Source organism: Ruegeria sp. CDSB029, from assembly GCF_059611125.1.
Genome location: NZ_JBXWOX010000012.1, coordinates 104,524 through 125,639 on the forward strand (window position 1 = coordinate 104,524; position 21,116 = coordinate 125,639).

General features: G+C 57.7%; 19 protein-coding genes. 11 read left to right on the forward strand and 8 right to left on the reverse strand.

Annotation, left to right across the window (positions count from 1 at the left end; genetic code table 11):
- Positions 1-8 precede the first annotated feature (8 nt).
- From AC2FI8_RS15225 to infB, 5 genes are all read left to right on the forward strand, one after another.
- Positions 9-179, forward strand: a complete 171-nt coding sequence (locus AC2FI8_RS15225) for a hypothetical protein (protein WP_496740076.1) — start codon at positions 9-11, stop codon at positions 177-179.
- Positions 180-343: 164 nt separating this feature from the next.
- Complete coding sequence (gene rimP, locus AC2FI8_RS15230) at positions 344-934, forward strand: ribosome maturation factor RimP (RefSeq protein ID WP_058276577.1); 591 nt, start codon at positions 344-346, stop codon at positions 932-934.
- Positions 934-2,541 (forward strand): transcription termination factor NusA, encoded by a 1,608-nt coding sequence (gene nusA, locus AC2FI8_RS15235; protein ID WP_496779948.1) that lies wholly within the window; start codon positions 934-936, stop codon positions 2,539-2,541. Before rimP ends, nusA begins: the two co-directional genes overlap by 1 nt.
- 22 nt (positions 2,542-2,563) lie before the next feature.
- On the forward strand, positions 2,564-3,187 hold the full coding sequence (locus AC2FI8_RS15240) for an RNA-binding protein (protein WP_496779950.1): 624 nt from the start codon (positions 2,564-2,566) through the stop codon (positions 3,185-3,187).
- Between the two features lie 8 nt (positions 3,188-3,195).
- Positions 3,196-5,679, forward strand: a complete 2,484-nt coding sequence (gene infB, locus AC2FI8_RS15245; RefSeq protein WP_058272980.1) for a translation initiation factor IF-2 — start codon at positions 3,196-3,198, stop codon at positions 5,677-5,679.
- A gap of 280 nt (positions 5,680-5,959) precedes the next feature.
- On the opposite strand, the gene AC2FI8_RS15250 is transcribed toward infB, so the two are convergent.
- From AC2FI8_RS15250 to AC2FI8_RS15275, 6 genes are all read right to left on the reverse strand, one after another.
- Entirely contained in the window at positions 5,960-6,946 is a 987-nt protein-coding gene (locus tag AC2FI8_RS15250) for a hypothetical protein (RefSeq protein ID WP_496779952.1), read from the reverse strand.
- A 266-nt stretch (positions 6,947-7,212) separates the two neighbouring features.
- A complete protein-coding gene (locus AC2FI8_RS15255) occupies positions 7,213-8,040 on the reverse strand; it encodes an alpha/beta hydrolase (protein ID WP_496779954.1) in 828 nt (275 codons plus the stop codon).
- A 3-nt stretch (positions 8,041-8,043) separates the two neighbouring features.
- Positions 8,044-8,940 (reverse strand): tryptophan 2,3-dioxygenase, encoded by an 897-nt coding sequence (locus AC2FI8_RS15260; RefSeq protein WP_496779956.1) that lies wholly within the window; start codon positions 8,938-8,940, stop codon positions 8,044-8,046.
- A 45-nt stretch (positions 8,941-8,985) separates the two neighbouring features.
- A complete protein-coding gene (gene tdh / locus AC2FI8_RS15265; RefSeq protein ID WP_496724273.1) occupies positions 8,986-10,014 on the reverse strand; it encodes an L-threonine 3-dehydrogenase in 1,029 nt (342 codons plus the stop codon).
- A 14-nt stretch (positions 10,015-10,028) separates the two neighbouring features.
- Positions 10,029-11,213, reverse strand: a complete 1,185-nt coding sequence (locus tag AC2FI8_RS15270) for a glycine C-acetyltransferase (RefSeq protein ID WP_496779958.1) — start codon at positions 11,211-11,213, stop codon at positions 10,029-10,031.
- Between the two features lie 110 nt (positions 11,214-11,323).
- Positions 11,324-11,887, reverse strand: a complete 564-nt coding sequence (locus AC2FI8_RS15275; protein WP_496779960.1) for a helix-turn-helix domain-containing protein — start codon at positions 11,885-11,887, stop codon at positions 11,324-11,326.
- Between the two features lie 118 nt (positions 11,888-12,005).
- Here AC2FI8_RS15275 and AC2FI8_RS15280 point away from each other — a divergent pair, with 118 nt between their 5' ends.
- Entirely contained in the window at positions 12,006-13,181 is a 1,176-nt protein-coding gene (locus AC2FI8_RS15280) for an acetyl-CoA C-acyltransferase family protein (protein ID WP_496769677.1), read from the forward strand.
- 96 nt (positions 13,182-13,277) lie between these two features.
- On the opposite strand, the gene ubiB is transcribed toward AC2FI8_RS15280, so the two are convergent.
- Both ubiB and ubiE read right to left on the reverse strand, forming a co-directional pair.
- Positions 13,278-14,807 (reverse strand): 2-polyprenylphenol 6-hydroxylase, encoded by a 1,530-nt coding sequence (gene ubiB, locus AC2FI8_RS15285; RefSeq protein WP_496779963.1) that lies wholly within the window; start codon positions 14,805-14,807, stop codon positions 13,278-13,280.
- Positions 14,807-15,559 (reverse strand): bifunctional demethylmenaquinone methyltransferase/2-methoxy-6-polyprenyl-1,4-benzoquinol methylase UbiE, encoded by a 753-nt coding sequence (ubiE, locus tag AC2FI8_RS15290; RefSeq protein ID WP_058272973.1) that lies wholly within the window; start codon positions 15,557-15,559, stop codon positions 14,807-14,809. The genes ubiB and ubiE overlap by 1 nt, the downstream gene beginning before the upstream one ends.
- A gap of 86 nt (positions 15,560-15,645) precedes the next feature.
- On the opposite strand from ubiE, the gene mutM reads away from it, so the two are divergent.
- The 5 genes from mutM (at position 15,646) to dnaN (ending at position 21,112) form a co-directional block, all read left to right on the forward strand.
- The gene (mutM, locus tag AC2FI8_RS15295) at positions 15,646-16,497 is read left to right on the forward strand and encodes a bifunctional DNA-formamidopyrimidine glycosylase/DNA-(apurinic or apyrimidinic site) lyase (protein WP_496779965.1); all 852 of its coding nucleotides are present in this window, start codon (positions 15,646-15,648) and stop codon (positions 16,495-16,497) included.
- Positions 16,498-16,563: 66 nt separating this feature from the next.
- Entirely contained in the window at positions 16,564-17,340 is a 777-nt protein-coding gene (gene acuK, locus AC2FI8_RS15300; protein WP_496726661.1) for an acryloyl-CoA hydratase, read from the forward strand.
- Positions 17,341-17,572: 232 nt separating this feature from the next.
- Entirely contained in the window at positions 17,573-17,836 is a 264-nt protein-coding gene (gene rpsT, locus AC2FI8_RS15305) for a 30S ribosomal protein S20 (protein WP_496726660.1), read from the forward strand.
- A gap of 540 nt (positions 17,837-18,376) precedes the next feature.
- Positions 18,377-19,762, forward strand: a complete 1,386-nt coding sequence (dnaA, locus tag AC2FI8_RS15310; RefSeq protein WP_496726659.1) for a chromosomal replication initiator protein DnaA — start codon at positions 18,377-18,379, stop codon at positions 19,760-19,762.
- A 228-nt stretch (positions 19,763-19,990) separates the two neighbouring features.
- Positions 19,991-21,112: a DNA polymerase III subunit beta gene (dnaN, locus tag AC2FI8_RS15315; protein ID WP_496769684.1), complete on the forward strand. Its 1,122-nt coding sequence runs from the start codon at positions 19,991-19,993 to the stop codon at positions 21,110-21,112.
- Positions 21,113-21,116: the final 4 nt, after the last annotated feature.

Here is a 21,116-nt window from a genome sequence, read left to right on the forward strand (position 1 = left end):
AGCTTTCCATGAATAAACTTTCTGTTCTCGCTGCCATTATTGCACTAGTGACCGTCGCTCTGTCAGGCGTGGCACATGCCCAGGGACGTCAATGCCTGTTTGACGGCGAAGTCTACGAAGACGGGGACCGCGTTGGTCCTTACCTGTGTGAAAATGGCGAGTGGATTCTGTCAGACTGATATTGTGATTGCCCATCCGGGCGCTTGGGCTTGCAATCTTGCAGTCGCTTGGCTATATGGCCGTTAACAGCGGCGTGTCGGGCTTCGGTCCGGGGCTCCACCGGAAAAGATCGACGGGCCGCGCGCCCGTTTTTTTGTGCCCGACTGACAGGGTAGAGTACCAGATGACAAATGACCTGATAGCCAAAGCAGCCATCGACCGGCGACTGGCCGAGATCATCACCCCCGTGATCGAGGATCTGGGGTATGAGCTTGTGCGTATCCGCCTGATGAGCGGCAAACAGACCACGCTGCAGATCATGGCTGACAAGCCAGATGGCGGTATCGAAGTGGATGATTGCGCCGAGATTTCGAACGCGGTCAGCGCCACGTTGGATGTCGAGGATCCGATCCTTGACGCCTATGCGCTGGAAGTGTCCAGCCCCGGCATCGACCGCCCCTTGACCCGTCTTAAGGATTTTGAGGCGTTCGAAGGATATGAGGCCAAGATCGAAACCGCCGAACTGATCGACGGGCGCCGCCGTTTTAAGGGTGAGCTGGCCGGGATCGAGGGCGATGAGGTCTTGATCAATCTCGCCGAGGGGGACGAGACGATCACCATCGGACTGCAATTCGACTGGCTAAGCGATGCCAAGCTGGTCCTGACCGATGACCTGATCAAGGAAATGCTGCGCCAGCGCAAAGACGCCGGTGCCCTGAACGAAAACGCTTTCGACGAGATTGAGACCGAAGGGTCCGAAGAGGAGACGAACTGATGGCAATCACCTCAGCCAACCAGCTGGAGCTGCTGCAGACCGCCGAGGCCGTGGCCCGCGAAAAGATGATCGACCCCGGTCTGGTTGTCGAAGCGATGGAAGAATCGCTCGCCCGCGCCGCCAAGAGCCGTTACGGCGCCGAGATGGACATCCGCGTCAGCATCGATCGCAAGACCGGTAAAGCGACATTCACCCGCGTCCGCACAGTGGTCGAGGATGAAGAGCTGGAAAACTATCAGGCCGAGATGACCGTCGAGCAGGCCAAGCAGTATATGGAAACGCCTTCGGTTGGTGATGTCTTCGTTGAAGAAGTGCCGCCGGTTGAAATGGGCCGTATCGCGGCACAATCCGCAAAGCAGGTGATCCTGCAGAAGGTGCGCGAAGCCGAGCGTGACCGTCAGTACGAAGATTTCAAGGATCGCGCAGGCACTATTATCAACGGTGCGGTCAAGCGCGAAGAGTTTGGCAATGTCATCGTCGATCTGGGCGGTGCTGAGGCCGTTCTGCGCCGCAATGACAAGATCGGTCGCGAAAGCTATCGTCCGAATGACCGTGTGCGTGCCTATATCAAGGAAGTGCGTCGCGAAGTTCGTGGCCACCAGATCTTCCTGTCGCGCACCGCGCCGGAATTCATGGCCGAGCTGTTCAAGATGGAAGTGCCGGAAATCTATGACGGCATCATCGAGGTCAAAGCTGTTGCCCGTGACCCCGGTTCGCGCGCCAAGATCGCCGTGATTTCCTATGACGGTTCGATCGATCCTGTTGGTGCTTGCGTTGGTATGCGCGGCAGCCGCGTGCAGGCCGTTGTAAACGAGCTGCAGGGTGAAAAGATCGACATCATCCCGTGGAACGAAGATCAGCCGACCTTCCTGGTGAACGCGCTGCAGCCTGCTGAGGTTTCCAAGGTGGTTCTGGATGAAGAGGCCGGAAAAATCGAGGTTGTGGTTCCCGAGGAACAGCTTTCGCTGGCCATCGGTCGCCGCGGTCAGAACGTGCGTCTGGCCAGCCAGCTGACCAATCTGGATATCGATATCATGACCGAGGCCGAAGAATCGGCGCGTCGTCAGAAAGAATTCGAAGCCCGCACCCAGCTGTTCATGGACAGCCTGGATCTGGATGAGTTCTTTGCCCAGTTGCTGGTGTCCGAAGGCTTCACCAACCTCGAAGAGGTAGCCTATGTGGAAATCGAAGAACTGCTGGTGATCGACGGCGTTGACGAAGGCACCGCGCAAGAGCTGCAAACACGGGCGCGCGAATATCTGGAAGCACAGGCCAAGGCTGCGTTGGAAAGTGCCCGCGCGTTGGGTGCCGAAGACAGTCTCATTGAATTCGAAGGCCTGACACCCCAGATGGTTGAGGCGCTGGCCAAGGACGATGTGAAGAACCTGGAAGACTTCGCTACCTGCGCTGACTGGGAACTGGCCGGTGGTTGGACCACGGTCGACGGCCAGCGAATCAAAGATGACGGTGTTCTGGAACCTTTCGGAGTAACGCTGGAAGAGGCGCAGGATCTGGTCATGACAGCTCGGATCATGCTGGGCTGGGTCGATCCTGCTGAGTTGGAGCAGACCGAAGAAGAAGTTACCGAAGAGGAGGCCGAGGCCTGATCTCAGGCTTCGGGTGGCGCAAATGGGTCGCGGTGGCGTCCATAAGGATCGGTCCGAAGGACCTGAACGCAAGTGCATCGCCACGGGCGAGGTTCAACCTAAATTTGGGTTGATCCGCTTTGTGACGGGGCCGGATGGTCAGGTCTTTCCGGATGTCGCGGCGAAACTACCGGGGCGCGGTGTCTATGTCGCGGCGGATCGAAGCGCGTTGGACAAGGCCGTGGGCAAAAAGTTGTTTGCACGTGGTTTCAAGGCACAAGTCAGCGTGCCTAACGATCTCGCGGATGAAGTTGAACGTCAGATTGCGCGCCGTGTGATCGAGTTGGTGAGCCTTGCGCGTAAATCCGGTGATGCGATCGCCGGTTACGAAAAGGTCAAGACGTGGCTGGACCGGGAAGAGGCCCAGATACTGATACAAGCCTCTGATGGATCGGGGCGCGGCAAGTCGAAACTGAGCACGCCGCACTTCGGAACATACATCGGCTGGCTGACGGCGGACGAGTTGGGACAGGCATTTGGGCGCCAAACCGTGATTCATGCGGCGCTCGCCTCTGGCGGACTCGCCAAACGTGTTGTAGAGGAAGCGCAGCGCCTGCGTGGCTTGCGCGAAACGGATGACGGCGGCAGGGGCCGCGCGGAAGGGTAAGAAGCTTTATGAGCGATAATGACGGCAAAAAGACATTGGGTCTTCGTGGCGGGGCACGCCCCGGAAATGTGAAACAAAGTTTCAGCCACGGACGTACCAAGAATGTCGTGGTGGAGACCAAACGCAAGCGCGTGGTGGTTCCCAAGCCGGGTGCCGGCAAGCCAGGTGGCGGAGCAACGCCCTCGGGTGATCCGTCGCGCCGCCCTGCCGGGATTTCCGATGCGGAGATGGCCCGCCGGATGAAGGCGCTGCAGGCCGCGAAGGCCCGCGAGGTCGAAGAAGCCGCCGCCCGCGAGGCAGCTGAAAAAGCGCGTGAAGAAGAACGCGCCCGTCGTCGTGCGGAGCAAGAGGCTAAGGAACGCGAACAGCGTGAGGCCGAAGAACGTGCACGTGCCAAGGCCGAAGAAGAAGATCGCAAGCGCAAAGAGGCTGAAATAGCGGCCCAACGCGCAGCTGCTCCGGCTGCACCGGCAGAGCCCAAGGCGGCTGCTCCGCGCAGCCCGGCCAACAAGCCTGCACCGGCTGCAACGCCGCGGAAAAACGATCGCGAGCGTGAACAGCGCGGCAATCGTGGCAAAGGCCGTGATGACAACCGCCGGTCCGGCAAGCTGACACTGGGTCAGGCAACGGGCGGCGAAGGTAATCGGCACCGCTCTATGGCGGCGATGAAGCGCAAGCAGGAGCGGGCGCGCCAGAAAGCCATGGGTGGTACGGTCGAGCGCGAAAAGGTAATCCGCGACGTACAGCTGCCCGAGGCGATCACGGTGTCCGAGCTGGCCAACCGTATGGCCGAGCGTGTGGCAGACGTTGTCAAATCGCTGATGAACATGGGCATGATGGTCACGCAGAACCAGACCATTGACGCCGATACAGCCGAGCTGATCATCGAAGAATTCGGTCACAAAGTGACCCGTGTCTCTGATTCGGATGTCGAGGACGTCATCAAAGAGGTCGAAGACGACGACAAAGATCTGAAATCGCGCCCACCGGTCATCACCATCATGGGTCACGTTGACCACGGCAAAACCTCGCTGCTGGATGCGATCCGCGATGCGCGGGTTGTGGCAGGCGAGGCGGGTGGCATCACCCAGCACATCGGTGCCTATCAGGTGACAACCGATAGCGGCACCACGCTGTCCTTCCTGGATACGCCGGGCCACGCGGCCTTTACCTCGATGCGCTCGCGCGGTGCTCAGGTCACGGATATCGTGGTTCTGGTTGTTGCCGCCGATGACGCGGTGATGCCGCAGACGGTCGAAGCGATCAACCACGCGAAAGCGGCCGGAGTGCCGATGATCGTGGCGATCAACAAGGTCGACAAGCCAGGCGCGAACCCGGACAAGGTGCGCACCGATCTGCTGCAGCACGAAGTCATCGTCGAGAAAATGTCGGGTGAAGTTCAGGACGTTGAAGTCTCTGCCATCACCGGTCAGGGTCTGGATGAACTGCTAGAAGCCATCGCGCTGCAATCCGAGATTCTGGAGCTGAAAGCCAACCCGAATCGCGCCGCCCAAGGTGCCGTGATCGAGGCGCAGCTGGACGTGGGTCGCGGCCCGGTCGCCACTGTTCTGGTTCAGAACGGCACGCTGCGTCAGGGCGATATCTTCGTCGTGGGTGAGCAATACGGTAAAGTCCGTGCGCTGATTAATGACAAGGGCGAACGCGTCAAGGAAGCTGGCCCCTCGGTTCCTGTCGAGGTACTGGGTCTGAACGGCACGCCTGAAGCGGGCGACGTTCTGAACGTGACCGAGACCGAAGCACAGGCTCGCGAGATCGCGGAATACCGCGAACAGGCCGCCAAGGACAAACGTGCCGCCGCTGGCGCCGCAACGACCCTTGAGCAGCTGATGCAGAAGGCCAAGGAAGACGAGAACGTCAACGAGCTGCCAATTCTGATGAAAGCAGACGTTCAGGGCTCGGCTGAGGCCATCGTTCAGGCGATGGAGAAGATCGGCAACGACGAGGTACGCGTGCGCGTGCTGCACTCGGGCGTAGGTGCGATTACCGAAACCGATGTCGGCCTTGCCGAAGCATCCGGTGCGCCGATCCTGGGCTTCAACGTGCGTGCCAATGCGTCGGCGCGGAACACCGCGAACCAGAAGGGCGTGGAAATCCGCTACTACTCGGTAATCTATGACCTTGTGGACGACGTGAAAGCCGCCGCATCCGGCCTGCTGAGCGCCGAGATTCGCGAAAAGTTCATCGGTTACGCCGAGATCCGCGAAGTCTTCAAGGTTACAGGCGTCGGCAAGGTTGCTGGCTGTCTGGTCACCGAAGGCGTGGCGCGTCGTTCCGCAGGCGTCCGCCTGTTGCGCGACAACGTGGTGATCCACGAAGGCACGCTGAAGACCCTCAAGCGCTTCAAGGACGAAGTGGCCGAGGTCCAGTCGGGTCAGGAATGCGGTATGGCGTTCGAGAACTACGACGATATCCGTGCAGGCGACGTGATCGAGATCTTCGAACGCGAAGAGGTCACCCGGACGCTGGATTGATCCGGTAGTACAGTAAAACAGAAAACAGCGGCTCACTCGGGCCGCTGTTTTGTTTTTGTGAATGTTTGCGAACCTTCGATTTTACGTATGAGATTTTCTGAATCCAGTCAGTGCGGTTCGTTTTACAATCCTGCCCTAATTATGAGATGAGTCTGACTTCAAGGTCGGCTGTGCGGACCATGCTGTCGATCGCTCGAAGAAAATGAACGACCGCTCTTGAAGGTAACACATTTTAGGGTTGTTCAAACGATCCTATCCAGTGGATCGAAATGCAAACACCCTATTGCAACTTCGGGAGCGGTCGGCGGCGCGCAGCGTCTACAGCCTGATCTAGAAAGCGAATGTAGTTCGCCATGGAGTCGAGGTGATCCTCCATCGGGGGGCCACACTTCCATAGTTCGGTGAACGCGCCATTGGTGAAGGCGCTGCAATCCCAACCACGCAAAGAGAATTGAATCAGCTGTTTGAAATGGAGCGTATTCAAGCCTTCATCCTCCGCAAAGCTGACGGTTTGCATGTCGCACCTGTCATTACAGAACAGCACGACATATCGACCCTGAAACATACGGGATTTTGACAAGTAAACACGGCGCTGGTTCTCAAGTGAGCTGTGGCCAATAATATCGAAGTCTTGCGAAGCGGGACGCAAGAACGCGCGCAGCGAGGCATAGGTGGGTTTGGGGTCACCCTCCCAAAACCACGCCGGGCCCAAAACCTCACGAAAGACGTTATTACGATTAGGTTCTTCAGACCCAAACTGCCCTCTGTAGAAAACAATGTAATCTTCCCATCTGGTAAAGGGCATGGTGCGATCTGCACACTTAACAAAATAGGGGTTCGCGCGATGGTTCAAAGCCGCCCCACGGAGCACCTTGCCGTCTAAGTATTCGGTTTCATCATAGCTATCAGTCGTTAACCGACAGGTGTCTCCGGTAACCGGCTGGGCATAGTGGATTAGGTTTAGGGTCTCCTGCCCGATGTTCTTTACGACATATCCTTCTGGTATGTCATCGCAGTCGTACTGCGCGCAGAAATTCGTCCATTCCTCGGCTTTCCTGCGGATTTTCTCTGCCCGCTCAGCCTCGACCCTCTCACTGTGCGTCGGAGCGGTAAACACCAAATACGCAAAATAGCCAATCCAAACCACCGCGATGAGAATTGCCACGGCGATAAACGCGACTACCGCGGAAAGGAGGTAGCGAAAGAAGCGTTTCAGAATCATAGAGTTTCGGCCCAGAACCACATCGTTGACAGCTTGTGTCAGCATTCGGGCGAAACTTTGGCCCATTTCCGGGTCACGGGGGTCACTTTCCCAGTTTGGCTAGCAGGACTTTCTAACGACCTTCGAACCAAAGCTATCGGTGTGAGTTTTGGCAAGCAGAGATAACTAAACCCGACATTGGAACTAAGCTCGGGATTGAGCACTTTGGGCTCGAACCGGGCGTTCGAACCTTGGCCACAAAGGTAAGGTTTGTAATGCTCGTGTTAATTTCCGGGGAAAATACCAAATCAGTTGATTTTCAATGCCTTTGACTACCGATTTGCCGGCAAAAACGTCCCTCGGTGCATGATGATATCGAAGTGCTGCATGCCCTTTAGCAAATCGAAGCTGACCGAATGCCCGCCTTTGCGCAGGGCTTCCGCATAATCGCGACTTTGGCGGATGAATTCCGGCGTGTCCCGTTCTGCCACCGTCACGTGATAGCGTGGACCGGGGGGTGGCAGGTGCAGGATCGGGGACAGATCGTGCACCTCGACCGGGGTCAACTGCAGCGGGTCGTTCACCGAGGTCAGGCTGATCGGTTCCAGATCATAGACGCCGCTGATCAGGATTACATCGCGCACGCGCAATCCCGCGCGGGCCAACGCATCCGCTGAGGTCGCCATGACCATGGCCACCAGATGCGCGCCAGCACTGTGTCCCGATAGCGTGATCCGCGACGGATCAAAGCCCAAATTGAACGCGTTCTCTGCCAGCCAAAGCAGGGCATCGCGGCATTCGTTGACCATCTGATCCAGCCGCGCATCCGGGGCCAGCGTGTAGTTCAACGTGGCAAAGGATTGCTCGGCCTCAATCAGTGCGGGGGCCATCATCGCCGATTCGCGCTGGCTGAGCGCTTGCCAATATCCACCGTGAACAAAGACGTGCAGAGGCGCGCCAACTCCTTTCGCGGGAAAGAAATCCAGCACTTGCGCCGGCGAATCGCCATAGGCGACGTTTTCCTTCACGTCCATCCTCGCCCGGTGCTGCGCGCTGAGTGCGGTATAGCTGTCTAGATAAGGTGTTAGATCGCCACCGATCATCGAACTGGGGGAGTATTCACGCTCCAGCTCATCCTTAGGGAACCCTCGATACAGCATCGCCTACTCCTGCCCCGCATACATCAATTCGGTGCGCACATCGTAGAGGTCGTGGAAGAAGCGTAAATCCAGGGCCTTGCGCAGAAAGGACACGCCGCTGGATCCACCCGTGCCGGGTTGGTTGCCGATGACACGTTCCACAGCCGTGACATGGTCAAAACGCCAGCGTTGGAACAGGGATTCGACGTCCATCAGCTTTTCGGCTAGCGCGTATAGGTCCCAATACTGGTCCGTATCGCGGAAAACCTGCCCCCATATCTTCACCACGCGGTTGTCGCCGGAATAAGGCTGCGCATAGTCCCGGTTCAGTAAATCATCGGGCACATCGAAACCCTGACGGGACAACATATGCAGCACCTCGTCATACAAGGACGGTTTTGTCAGCGCGGCATTCAGTAAGCTCATGACCTCGGCGTCATGTTCGTGCACTTTCAGGGTCGAGGCATCTTTGTTGCCCAGAATAAATTCGATCTGACGATAGCCGTAGCTTTGGAAGCCCGACGAACTGCCCAATGCCTCGCGGAAGGTCATGTAGTCGGCCGGCGTCATGGTCAGCAACGTCTCCCAAGCCGAGATCAGCTGGCGCTGAATCGCCTTGACCCGGTCGAGGTTCTTCATCGCGGGGCCGAATTCATCCTGTTGCAGGAACCGGCGCACCTCGACCAGTTGGTGATGCATCAGTTTCAGCCACAGCTCGCTGACCTGATGGATGACGATGAACAGCATTTCATCCGGCTGCGCAGGGTCCTGAAACGTTTTTTGCAGATTCAACAAGGTCTTGAGCTGCAGGAAGTCGCCATAGCTCTTGCGATGGGTTTCCGCGAAATCGGTGACCAGAGTGTCCTCGATCCCGCGTTCCAGATACCGGTCCTTGTCGCCCATTTGCTCCTCCAAACGCATGATTTCACCCCTGTTTAGGGACTGATCTCGCGCAATTCCAGAGCGTTAAGTCCAGTCCAGAACCACTTTGCCGGATTGGCCGGATTTCATCGCGTCAAAACCTGCGGCGAAATCGTCGACCTTCATCTGGTGTGTGATGACCCGGCTGACGTCCAGACCGTTCTGCAACATGGCGATCATCTTGTACCATGTTTCGAACATTTCACGCCCATAAACACCTTTGATGGTGATGGCCTTGAAGACGATACGGCTCCAATCCACCGGGGATTTTCCGGGGGGAATGCCCAGTAAGGCGATTTTGCCGCCCATCACCAGTGCCTCGACCATCTGGTCCAGCGCGGCTTGCGAACCGGACATCTCTAGCCCAACGTCAAACCCCTGCTGCATACCAAGCTCGGTTATGACGTCTTGCAGGTCTTCCTTGCTGACATCCACGGACCGCACGGTGGGCACGACGTGTTCGGCCAGCTTTAGGCGATCCGGGTTGATATCGGTGATCACCACATGCCGCGCGCCTGCATGCCGGGCGACAGCGGCTGCCATGATGCCGATTGGGCCTGCGCCTGTGATCAGAACGTCTTCGCCCAACAGGTCGAAGCTGAGCGCCGTGTGAACCGCGTTGCCCAGCGGGTCGAGGATGGCTCCGATCTCGTCAGGTACGTCTTCAGGCAAGGGCACCACGTTGAAGGCAGGAAGTTTCAGGTATTGGGCAAAAGCCCCCTGTTCGTTTACACCGATGCCCCGTGTACCAGGATCCAGATGGAACTTGCCCGCTCGGCTTTGGCGACTGTCGGTGGTGATCAGATGCCCTTCGCCAGAACAGCGCTGGCCAATCTCAAGTCCGGTTACATTACGCCCTATCTCAACAATCTCGCCCGCGAATTCATGGCCCGTGATCATCGGGATTGGCACTGTGGCCGCAGCCCAGTCATCCCAGTTCCAGATATGGATATCTGTCCCGCAAATGCCGGTCTTGTTGATGCGGATCAGAACCTCGTCCGCGTCGATTTCGGGCACCGGGGCCTGCACCATCCACAGACCTTCCTCAGGTTTGGATTTCTCCAAAGCTTTCATTGTGTTGGGGCGCATCAGATCACTCCCAATTCTTTGCCGACCTTGCCAAAGGCGGACAGCGCACGGTCCAATTCGTCCTTTGTTAGAGCCGCATTCATCTGTGTTCTAATCCGTGCCTGACCACGTGGGACCACAGGGAAGAAAAAGCCAGAGACATAGACGCCTTCGTCGAACAGGCGCGACGCCATATCTTGCGCCAGTTGCGCCTCGCCCAGCATGACCGGGATGATCGGGTGTTCACCGGGCAGCAGGTCGAAGCCCAGCTTTTCCAACCCCGCGCGCCAGTACTTCGCGTTGCCGAACAGTTGCGCGCGCAGCATGTCGCCCTCTTCGACCAAGCGGATTGCTTCCAATCCGGCGGCGACGATAGAGGGTGGCAGCGAGTTTGAGAACAGATAGGGCCGCGCCCGCTGCCGCAGCAGGTCGATCACTGGCTGCGGCCCGGCGATGTAGCCGCCAATTGCCCCACCAAGTGCCTTGCCCAAGGTTCCCGTCAGAATGTCCACATCGACGCCGAAGTGATCCGGTGTGCCCGCGCCGTTCGGCCCCACAAAGCCTGTGGCGTGGCAGTCATCCACCATGACCATGGCGTCGTATTTATCGGCTAGCTCTCGGATTTTTGGCAGGTTGGCCAGATAGCCATCCATTGAGAACACGCCATCGGTGGCGATCATGATATGTCGCGCGCCATCCTCGCGCGCCTGCTTCAGCCAAGCCTCAAGATCGTTCATGTCATTGTTGAGATAGCGATAGCGCTTGGCCTTGCACAAGCGCACGCCGTCGATGATCGAGGCGTGGTTCAAACTGTCCGAGATGATGGCGTCTTCAGGCCCTAATAAAGGCTCAAACAGTCCGCCATTGGCATCGAAACAGGCGGCGAACAGAATCGAATCATCCTTGTTCAGGAATTTGGCCAGCTTCTGTTCCAACTCACGGTGGATGTCTTGCGTGCCGCAGATGAACCGGACCGAGGCCATGCCGAATCCCTTGGGTTCCATAGCGCCTTTGGCGGCATCGATCAGAGCGGGGTGATCGGCCAGACCCAGATAGTTGTTGGCGCACAAGTTGATGACTTGTTTGTCGCCCACCGTAATCTCACCACCCTGAGGCGAGGTGATCATTCGTTCGCGTTTATACAGACCCTCAGATTCGATCTGCGCGAGGGTGTCCGTGATGTGGGACAGGAATGCATCAGCCATGGCGGTCTCCGTTTGTCTGAGTCGCATATCTAACATAACGGACATAATTCCCAAATGGGGGAATTACAATATACGAGAAAAAAATCCGCGAAGACGGAATTTCGCTGGAATTAGGCGTTTTTGACGATCAGGAAAACCCGCGCAGGCCCATTGGCGACGATCGAATGCGCGATGTCCGCCGAATAACGCGCCGTATCACCCTGTTTCAGGTCGCTGATGGCAGATCCCGAAGTCACACGAACCGCGCCTTCCAGCACGGTCAACTGCTCGCGTGCTCCACGGGCGTGGGGCTGGCTGTTCAGTGCGCCGTCTTTGTCGAACTGAATGTCGTAGACTTCGTGACCACCTGCTTCCTCGGGTGGTGACAGAATACGAATCCGGCAATTCTGGCCCATGTTGTCGATGCTGGGAACTTCGGATTTCCTGAGAACCTCGATCTGGTCAGCGCTGTTCGCTTCTTCCAGAAGACCCGCGAAATCCACCTGCAAGGCGCGTGTCAGGTTCCACAGGGTCGAGATCGTCGGGCTGCTTTCGCCCCGCTCGATCTGACTGACCATCGATCTGGATACGCCGCTAAGATTTGCCACGGCTTCAAGCGACAGACCCTTGGCCCGACGTGCCTCTTTCAGGCGAGCGGGCAGGCGTGTCAGGATATCGTCTGGATTTTCCGTCATGACGGAATCTCATGCGCGTTTGTCCGTCATATGTCAATTCTGCTTGTGACGGTACGTTCCATGGGACAGCCTGATGCCGCAGATGCATAGTGCCGTCAAATTCCGGAGGAGTAGAGACATGAAAGACATCGTGATTCTTGATGGTGCCCGCACCGCGATTGGTACGTTTGGCGGGGCGCTGGCATCAACCGCGCCGATTGATCTTGCGACCGTGGTGACGGAAGCGGCGATGGAACGTTCAGGGGTCGAACCGACCCAGATCGGCAGCGTTGTTTTTGGCCACGTGATCAACACCGAGCCACGCGATATGTACTTGTCGCGCGCCGCTGCAAAACAAGCGGGCATTCCGAACGAAACACCTGCGATGAATGTGAACCGCCTGTGCGGGTCGGGAGCGCAGGCGATTGTGTCCGCTGTGCAGTCTCTGATGTTGGGTGATGCAGAATTTGCCGTGGCTGGAGGTGCCGAAAGCATGTCGCGCAGCCCCTACATCGTTCCTCAGGCGCGCTGGGGTGCGAAAATGGGGGATGTTAAATCGCTCGATATGATGCTGGGTGCCCTGAATTGTCCCTTTGGCACCGGTCATATGGGTGTGACAGCCGAGAACGTGGCGGATGAACATCAGATCACGCGTGAGCAAATGGACGAATTTGCCCTAGCCAGCCAGGCGCGGGCTGCGACTGCGATTGGGGCTGGCTATTTTGAAAGCCAAATCGCGCCGGTTCAGGTCAAAGTCAAACGCGACATGGTCGATTTCACGGTCGACGAACACCCCAAGCAGACCTCGGCCGAGGCGCTGGCAGGACTGCGCCCGGCGTTCAAGAAGGACGGTCGGGTGACGGCTGGAAACGCGTCCGGCATCAACGACGGTGCCGCCGCGATGGTTCTGGCTACGGCTGAAGCAGCTGAGAAAGCGGGTCTGAAACCCAAGGCGCGCATTCTGGGATACGGTCACGCTGGTGTCCGTCCCGAGGTTATGGGGATCGGACCGGTTCCGGCTGTACAGAACCTGTTGGCGCGTACGGGCCTGTCGATCGAGGATTTCGATGTGATCGAAAGCAACGAGGCCTTCGCGTCGCAAGCCTTGGCCGTAAACAAAGAACTGGGGCTGGATGCAGCCAAGGTGAATCCGAACGGGGGGGCGATTGCTTTGGGGCACCCGGTGGGCGCTACAGGCGCGATCATCACCCTTAAGGCGTTGTACGAGCTGGAACGCATCGGCGGATCGAAGGGCCTGGTCACGATGTGCATTGGTGGCGGACAGGGTATCGCCATTGCCTTCGAGCGGATCTGATCCGGATCGGGCAGAGGGGGGGGCTGTCTGCCCCCCATCGCGCTTGCGCGATTCGCCCCGAGGATATTTTGGCCAGATGAAGCTGACGGATATGCCTTAGGTGAAGGCTGTCAGGATCAGGACAATTGCGGCGCCAGCAGCGGCGCCGATGGTTGCTGGAAGAATGGCCGCCGATAGGCCTTTGTTTTGAGTGTCGTCCTTTTGCGTCTGCGCGATCAGCGCATTTTCCACCAAAGCGGGCAGGCGCGGGCCAAAGCGGGCCAGCACCATGGCGGTTTTGCCAAAATCCCGTAGTGCTGCGCGGGGACCGATGGATTGCTTGATGTAATCTTCGACAACCGGGCGCGCGACTTCCCAGATGTTGATGCGCGAGTCCAGTGACCGCGCCACGCCTTCGACGACCACCATTGTCCGTTGCAGCAGGATCAGTTCCGTGCGGGTTTCCATGCCGAACCGTTCTGTCACCTCGAACAGGTAATTCAGTAGGCGTCCCATCGAAATATGAGTGGCATCCATGCCAAAGATAGGCTCTCCGACCGCGCGCAGGGCGCGGGCAAACTCGTCGACGTCCCTGTCGGCAGGGACATAGCCAGCTTCGAAATGCACTTCGGCCACGCGCTTGTAGTCGCGGCGAATAAAGCCAAAGAGAATCTCGGCATAAACCCGGCGGGTATATTCGTCGATATGACCCATGATGCCATAGTCGTAGGCAATGATGTCCCCATTTGCCGCGACCTTCAGGTTGCCCTGATGCATGTCAGCGTGGAAAAAACCGTCACGCAGCGCGTGCAACAGGAACAGGCGCAGCACACGTTCCGCCAGATCGCCGCGGTCGTGCCCCGCAGCATCCAGCGCGATGTTGTCGCCCAGCGGAACGCCGTCGGCCCAGCTGAGCGTCATCACCCGGCGGGCAGACAGGGACCAGACGACCGGGGGCAGCCAGAAGCCTGTGTCGTTCTTGGTGTTGGCCGCATATTCCGACGCGGCTGCGCTTTCCAGCCGCAGGTCGAGCTCACCGCGGACCACGCCGTCGAAATGTTCGATCACCTCCATCGGACGCAGGCGGCGTGCACCGGGGGCGAATAGCTGCACGATGCGTGCGGCGAAATAAAATGCGTCTACATCCTTGCGGAAGGCGCGTTCGATGTTTGGGCGCAGAACTTTGACGGCGACGTCTTCACCGGTGCTAACCAGCTTGGCCTTGTGGACCTGAGCAATCGAGGCCGCGGCGATGGGTTCACTGAACTCGCTGAACACTTCGGAAACCGGCTGGCCCAGTTCCTTTTCAACCTCAGCCATGGCTTCGGCTTTAGAGAACGGGGGCAGCTTGTCCTGCAGCACGCGCAATTGTTCGGCCAACTCATCCCCGACCACATCGGGACGGGTCGACAGTACCTGACCAAACTTGATGTATGCCGGTCCAAGCGCCGTCAGCGCCCTTGTGGCGGGGGGCATGTCAGGATCGCCTTTGTAACCCAACCATTGGAACGGTTTTCCCAAAGCATGCGCCAGAAACCGGATTGCGCGCGGAGCCTCGAACGCGTCCAGCACAACGTTCATGGCGCCTGTGCGCTCAAGAGTGGCGCCTGTGCGGATCAGGCGAATGATGTTGTGTGGTCCGCGCATCAGATTTTCCAGCCGGAATGCAGCGCGGCGATGCCCATGCTCAGGTTGCGGTACTTGGCATTTTCAAATCCGGCCGCGCGGACCATGCCCAGAAACGTTTCCTGATCCGGGAAATTGCGGATCGATTCGACCAGATATTGATAGCTGTCGTAATCATTGGCGATCAGCTTGCCCATGCGCGGGATGACGTTGAAACTGTAAAGGTCATAGAGCTTTTGCAGCCCGTCATTGGGCAATTGGCTGAACTCCAACACCATCAGGCGGCCGCCGGGTTTGAGAACGCGAAACGCCTCGTTCAGGGCCTCTTGGGGGCGGGTCACGTTCCGGATGCCGAAAGAAATCGTGTAGACGTCAAATGTGTTGTCGTCGAAGGGCAGAGCCATGGCATCACCAACCACCCAATTCAGGCTGTCTGCCATCTGGTCGGCCTCGGCACGTTGGCGGCCTTCGACCAGCATGGGTTCGGTTAGATCCAGAACGGTGGCATGGCCATAGCCTGCGCGTTTCAGGAATCGAAACGAGATGTCACCGGTGCCGCCCGCCACGTCGAGCAGGCGCTGGCCTGGGCGCGGAGCAAGCCAGTCCATCATCGCGTCTTTCCAGACCCGGTGAATGCCCATCGACATGACATCGTTCATCACGTCATATTTCGAGGCGACCGAGTTGAACACGCCCTGCACACGCCCGGCCTTTTCAGCCTCACGCACGGTTTCGAACCCAAAATGAGTGGTCTTGTCGCTGTTGTCGGACATTTGCCTTGCCGTTTTTCGAATTTCGCCTCTGTTATAGGGCTCTGGAACCGGGGCACAATGCGGCCCTTTGGAATAGGAGCCGTGTAATGCCGGAATTGCCTGAGGTCGAGACAGTAAGACGCGGCCTGAGCCCAGCGATGGAAGGCGTGGCGATCGACCGGGCAGATGTGAATCGTCCTGATCTGCGCTGGCCTTTCCCTGAGCGGATGGCCGAGCGGTTGACGGGGCAGACGGTTCAGCGATTGCGTCGACGGTCGAAATACATTCTTGCCGATCTCAGCAGCGGTGAAACCCTGCTGATTCATTTGGGCATGTCAGGCCGGATGACCGTATCTGGCTATCCGCGGGGGCAATTCGCGCATGAACATCCGGTGATCCAAAAACATGACCATGTGGTCTTTCACATGGCCAATGGCGCACGTGTCACGTTCAACGATCCGCGCCGGTTTGGTGCGATGGACCTGTTGCAGACAGCAACTGCGGACGATCACAAGCTGCTGTCTGTCCTCGGGCCGGAACCTTTGGGTAATGATTTTCACGAACAACATCTGATCGATGCGTTTCGGGGAAAGAACACTCCGATCAAATCTGCACTTTTGGATCAGGGAATCGTTGCCGGACTGGGTAATATCTATGTTTGCGAGGCGCTTTATCGCGGTCGTGTGTCGCCACGTCGCAAAGCCGGTCAAATTTCTGCGACCCGAGTCGCTGCACTTGTTCCAATCATCCGGAAGGTATTGCAGGACGCCATCGAAGCAGGTGGATCTTCCCTGCGCGATTTCCGCCAAGCCGATGGAGAACTTGGATATTTTCAGCACAGCTTTGACGTCTATGGGCGCGAGGGCGAACCCTGCCGGACCGAAGGTTGTGGTACCCCGATCAAGAGAATCACCCAGTCCGGTCGCTCATCCTTCTATTGTACGCAATGCCAAAGATAGCTTGATCCAGCGAATTCGCGTGGTAAGGAATCGTACCTGAACGGAACAACCGGAAACTCTCATCTCATGGCTTTTGAGACGATCATCGTCGAAATCGAAGACCACGTCGCCCTTATCAAGCTCGACAGGCCCGATGCGCTGAATGCGCTGAACTCACAGCTGGCGCAAGAATTGTGCACCGCATTGGAAGATGCGGATAGCAACGACAAAGTGCGCTGCATCGTCATCACCGGGTCGGACAAGGCGTTCGCGGCAGGCGCGGACATCAAGGAGATGTCCGAGATGAGCTTTGTCGATGTCTACAGCTCGAACCTGTTTGGTGCTCTGAACGACCGCGTGTGCGCGATCCGTAAGCCAATCATTGCAGCCGTTGCCGGATATGCGTTGGGCGGAGGGTGCGAACTGGCGATGCTGTGCGATTTCATCATCGCAGCGGACACTGCCAAATTCGGCCAGCCCGAGATCAATCTTGGCGTCATTGCCGGGCTTGGGGGCAGCCAGCGCCTGACGCGGTTTGTCGGCAAGTCCAAATCCATGGACATGAACCTGACCGGCCGTTTCATGGACGCAGAAGAAGCCGAACGCGCTGGTCTTGTCAGTCGTGTTGTTCCCGCCAAGAAACTGATGGATGAGGCGATGGGCGCAGCCCAGAAGATCGCCGAAAAATCGCAGTTGACCGCAATGGCAGCCAAGGAATCGGTAAACCGCAGCTATGAGCTGCCGCTGAGCGAAGGCATGCTGTTCGAACGCCGTGTGTTCCATTCGATGTTCGCGACCGAGGATCAGAAGGAAGGCATGGCCGCGTTCCTGGAAAAACGCGCCGCGCAATTCCGCGACAAGTAATCGGTGCCCTGATCAAATCGAAACCGGCGGGCCTTTGCCCGCCTTTTTCATACCAGCTATCCGCTTCAAAAGAATCGGCTTGGCAAACCCGGCCAACTTGGGTAGTAACCGCCGCTATACATGCGCGTGCGGCCCGCTTGGCCCGACTCACACTCGTGATTTCTGATCCGGTGCGGATATTCCGTGGCGCGCAACCCTAGACAACGTACCGAACCAAAGGTCAGAGACACACATGGCTAATTCGCCCCAAGCAAAAAAACGCGCTCGTCAGAACGAGAGCCGTTTCGCAATCAACAAAGCACGTCGTTCGCGCATCCGCACCTTCCTGCGTAAGGTAGAAGAAGCGATCGCATCCGGTGACAAGGACGCTGCAACCGCAGCACTGCGCGCAGCTCAGCCTGAACTGATGCGCGGCGTCACAAAAGGCGTTTTCCACAAGAACACCGCGTCGCGTAAAATGTCGCGTCTGTCGGCTCGTGTAAAAGCGCTGGGCTAAGATCTGGGTTGACCTTGGGTCAACCAAACAAGGTGAAATGATAGAAAATGCGCCGCGTCCTGCGGCGCTTTTTTTTTGCTGTTGCCGGAAAGCCGCGCCTTCACAAACCCGAGAGATTCTTTCGGCGAAAGATACGAGTCAATATCAGAGTTTCGTTGCCGGATGCCTTGGCCTCTTGCTACCACTGTTACAGCGATTCACTCGCTTGGGGGGACAGGCTGTTCCAACGACCAAACTGACGGGCATCAGGACGGTCAGGAACGAATGTTGGCAACTGGTTTGCTAATCTGCTGCGGTCCTTGGGTCACCAGGGAACCAAGCCCTGTCGAATATGAGATTGCGTTGCGCAACCCTGTTTTCAGGGCGTTCCGGGTATGGAGCGCCGGAATATAGGGATGTGCGGACTTTCCAAAACACACCCGCCAAACTTCTGCGGTTTGGCGTTGGTTACCCTTTTGCGTGTGAAAGCTTAATCCGGGCAACCGGAAAATAGCAATAAGGCCGACAGGCCAATAAAGAATGGGATGCGTGAGGCGCTTAATGACACAAGAGAAATGGGGACTACTACGTAACAAGTTGCTCAAGGCCATCGGAAAAAACAACTACACGACCTGGATCGAACCTCTTGAATTCCAAGAGCTGCAGGACGGTGTAGCGGTGTTTTCCGTGCCGACAAATTTCATGGGCAACTATGTCAGTCAGAACTTTGCGGATCTCATATTGTATGAGATGAACACCGCAGGGGAAACGGTTCAACGACTGACCTTTCGCGTCGCTGCCAACTCACCGGCGCGCCCTAAGGCAGAGGCCGAATCCGAGCCGACAGTTGTGCGGGATGCACCTGTTGCGCCGCAGATGGAAGCCGCGAATGGGGCATTTGAGTCCTTGCAGGCCGCGCCGCTGGATTCCCGCTTTACCTTCGACAGTTTTGTCGTTGGCAAACCCAACGAACTGGCCCATGCCGCGGCGCGTCGTGTGTCTGAAGGTGGTCCTGTGACCTTCAACCCGCTGGTTCTTTACGGTGGCGTTGGTCTGGGTAAGACGCACCTGATGCACGCTATTGCATGGGAGCTGAAAACAAAGCACCCCGAGTTGAACGTGCTCTATTTGTCGGCGGAACAGTTCATGTACCGCTTTGTGCAGGCCTTGCGCGAACGCCGGATGATGGACTTCAAACATCTGTTCCGGTCGGTTGACGTGTTGATGGTGGACGATGTGCAGTTTATCGCCGGCAAAGATTCGACACAGGAAGAGTTTTTTCACACATTCAATGCGCTGGTAGACCAGAACAAGCAGATCATTATCTCGGCCGACCGCGCCCCGGGTGAGATCAAAGACCTTGAGGATCGGGTGAAATCGCGTCTGCAATGTGGTCTGGTGGTCGATTTGCACCCAACCGACTATGAGCTGCGACTGGGCATCCTGCAAAACAAGGTGCAGCAATACAGCAGCACATATCCCGACCTGACAATTGCCGATGGCGTCCTGGAGTTCCTGGCGCACCGGATCTCAACCAATGTTCGCGTGCTGGAAGGCGCTCTGACCCGTCTGTTCGCTTTTGCCTCGTTGGTGGGGCGCGAGATCGACATGGAGCTGACGCAGGACTGCCTGGCCGATGTGCTGCGCGCATCCGAGCGCAAGATCACTGTCGAAGAGATTCAGCGTAAAGTGTCAGACTATTACAACATCCGCCTGTCCGACATCATTGGGCCTAAACGCCTGCGGTCTTATGCCCGCCCGCGTCAGGTTGCGATGTATCTGTGCAAGCGACTGACCAGCCGGTCGCTGCCGGAAATCGGCCGCCGGTTCGGAGGACGTGACCACACGACTGTCATGCACGGCGTAAAACGCATCGAAGAGCTGAAAACCACAGACGGCCAGATTGCCGAAGATGTGGAAATGCTGCGGCGCGCGCTGGAAGCCTGAGCTCCTACCCATATCACGTTAGAAACGCCCCGGACCCTCACGCCCGGGGCGTTTTCTTGTGCGCTATTTTCCACGGATGGAAATGAACTGTGCCTGCTGGGCCACGCGGCCCTTGACGCTTTGGGCAATCCGACCGAGAAATCCATAAAAAATCCTTGTGCCTCAGGGCGGAACCGCTAACGTGCCAGTCCCGCCTATTTCGGCACGCAAGTCAGAGGAATTAAGGGTATGAAGATCAGCATCGAACGCGGCACCCTTCTCAAGGCCGTTTCCCAGGCCCAATCTGTTGTCGAACGCCGCAACACCATTCCCATACTTGCCAACGTTTTGATCGAAGCCGAAGGCGATCAGGCGATGTTCCGGGCGACCGATCTGGATATCGAAGTTGTCGACAAGGCGCCTGCGCAGGTCGAAAAAGCCGGGGCTACAACGGTCGCCGCAACGACTTTGCATGAGATCGTGCGCAAGCTTCCGGATGGCGCGTTGGTGACACTGACCGCCGACAGCGCCGCAGGTCGTCTGACGGTTGAAGCAGGCCGGTCGAATTTCTCATTGGCGACGCTGCCGAAGGAAGATTTCCCGGTGATGGCGTCCTCGGAATACCAGTCGAACTTTACGGCCTCGGCAGCCTTGCTGCGCCGGTTGTTCGATAAGTCGAAATTTGCCATCTCGACCGAAGAGACGCGTTACTATCTGAACGGCGTTTATATGCATGTGGCCGACGGATCCGATGGCGGCAAGGTGCTGCGCTGTGTGGCCACCGATGGCCACCGACTGGCGCGCATCGATGCGGATCTGCCCGATGGCGCTGCAGACATGCCCGGTGTGATCGTACCGCGCAAAACCGTGGGCGAACTGCGCAAGCTTCTGGACGACGATGAGATGGATATCGCTGTGTCGGTCAGCGAAACGAAGGTGCGATTTGCAACCCCGGATATCACGCTGACCTCAAAAGTGATCGACGGCACGTTCCCGGATTACACACGCGTTATTCCGCAGGGCAATACACGCCAGCTGGAAGTTGACGCGGCCGAGTTCGCACAGGCTGTGGACCGGGTTGCGACAGTTTCGTCCGAACGGTCTCGTGCCGTAAAGCTGCAGCTGGATACCGATAAGCTGGTGCTGTCGGTCAACGCGCCAGACAGCGGCGCGGCCGAGGAAGAACTGGCAGTCGCTTATGGTGATGAGCGCCTGGAGATCGGGTTCAACGCAAAATACCTGCTGGAAATCGCTTCGCAGGTGGATCGTGAGAACGCCGTTTTCCTGTTCAATTCAGCCGCCGACCCGACCCTGATGCGCGAGGGCGGTGACCAGAGCGCCGTGTACGTCGTCATGCCGATGCGCGTCTGATCGC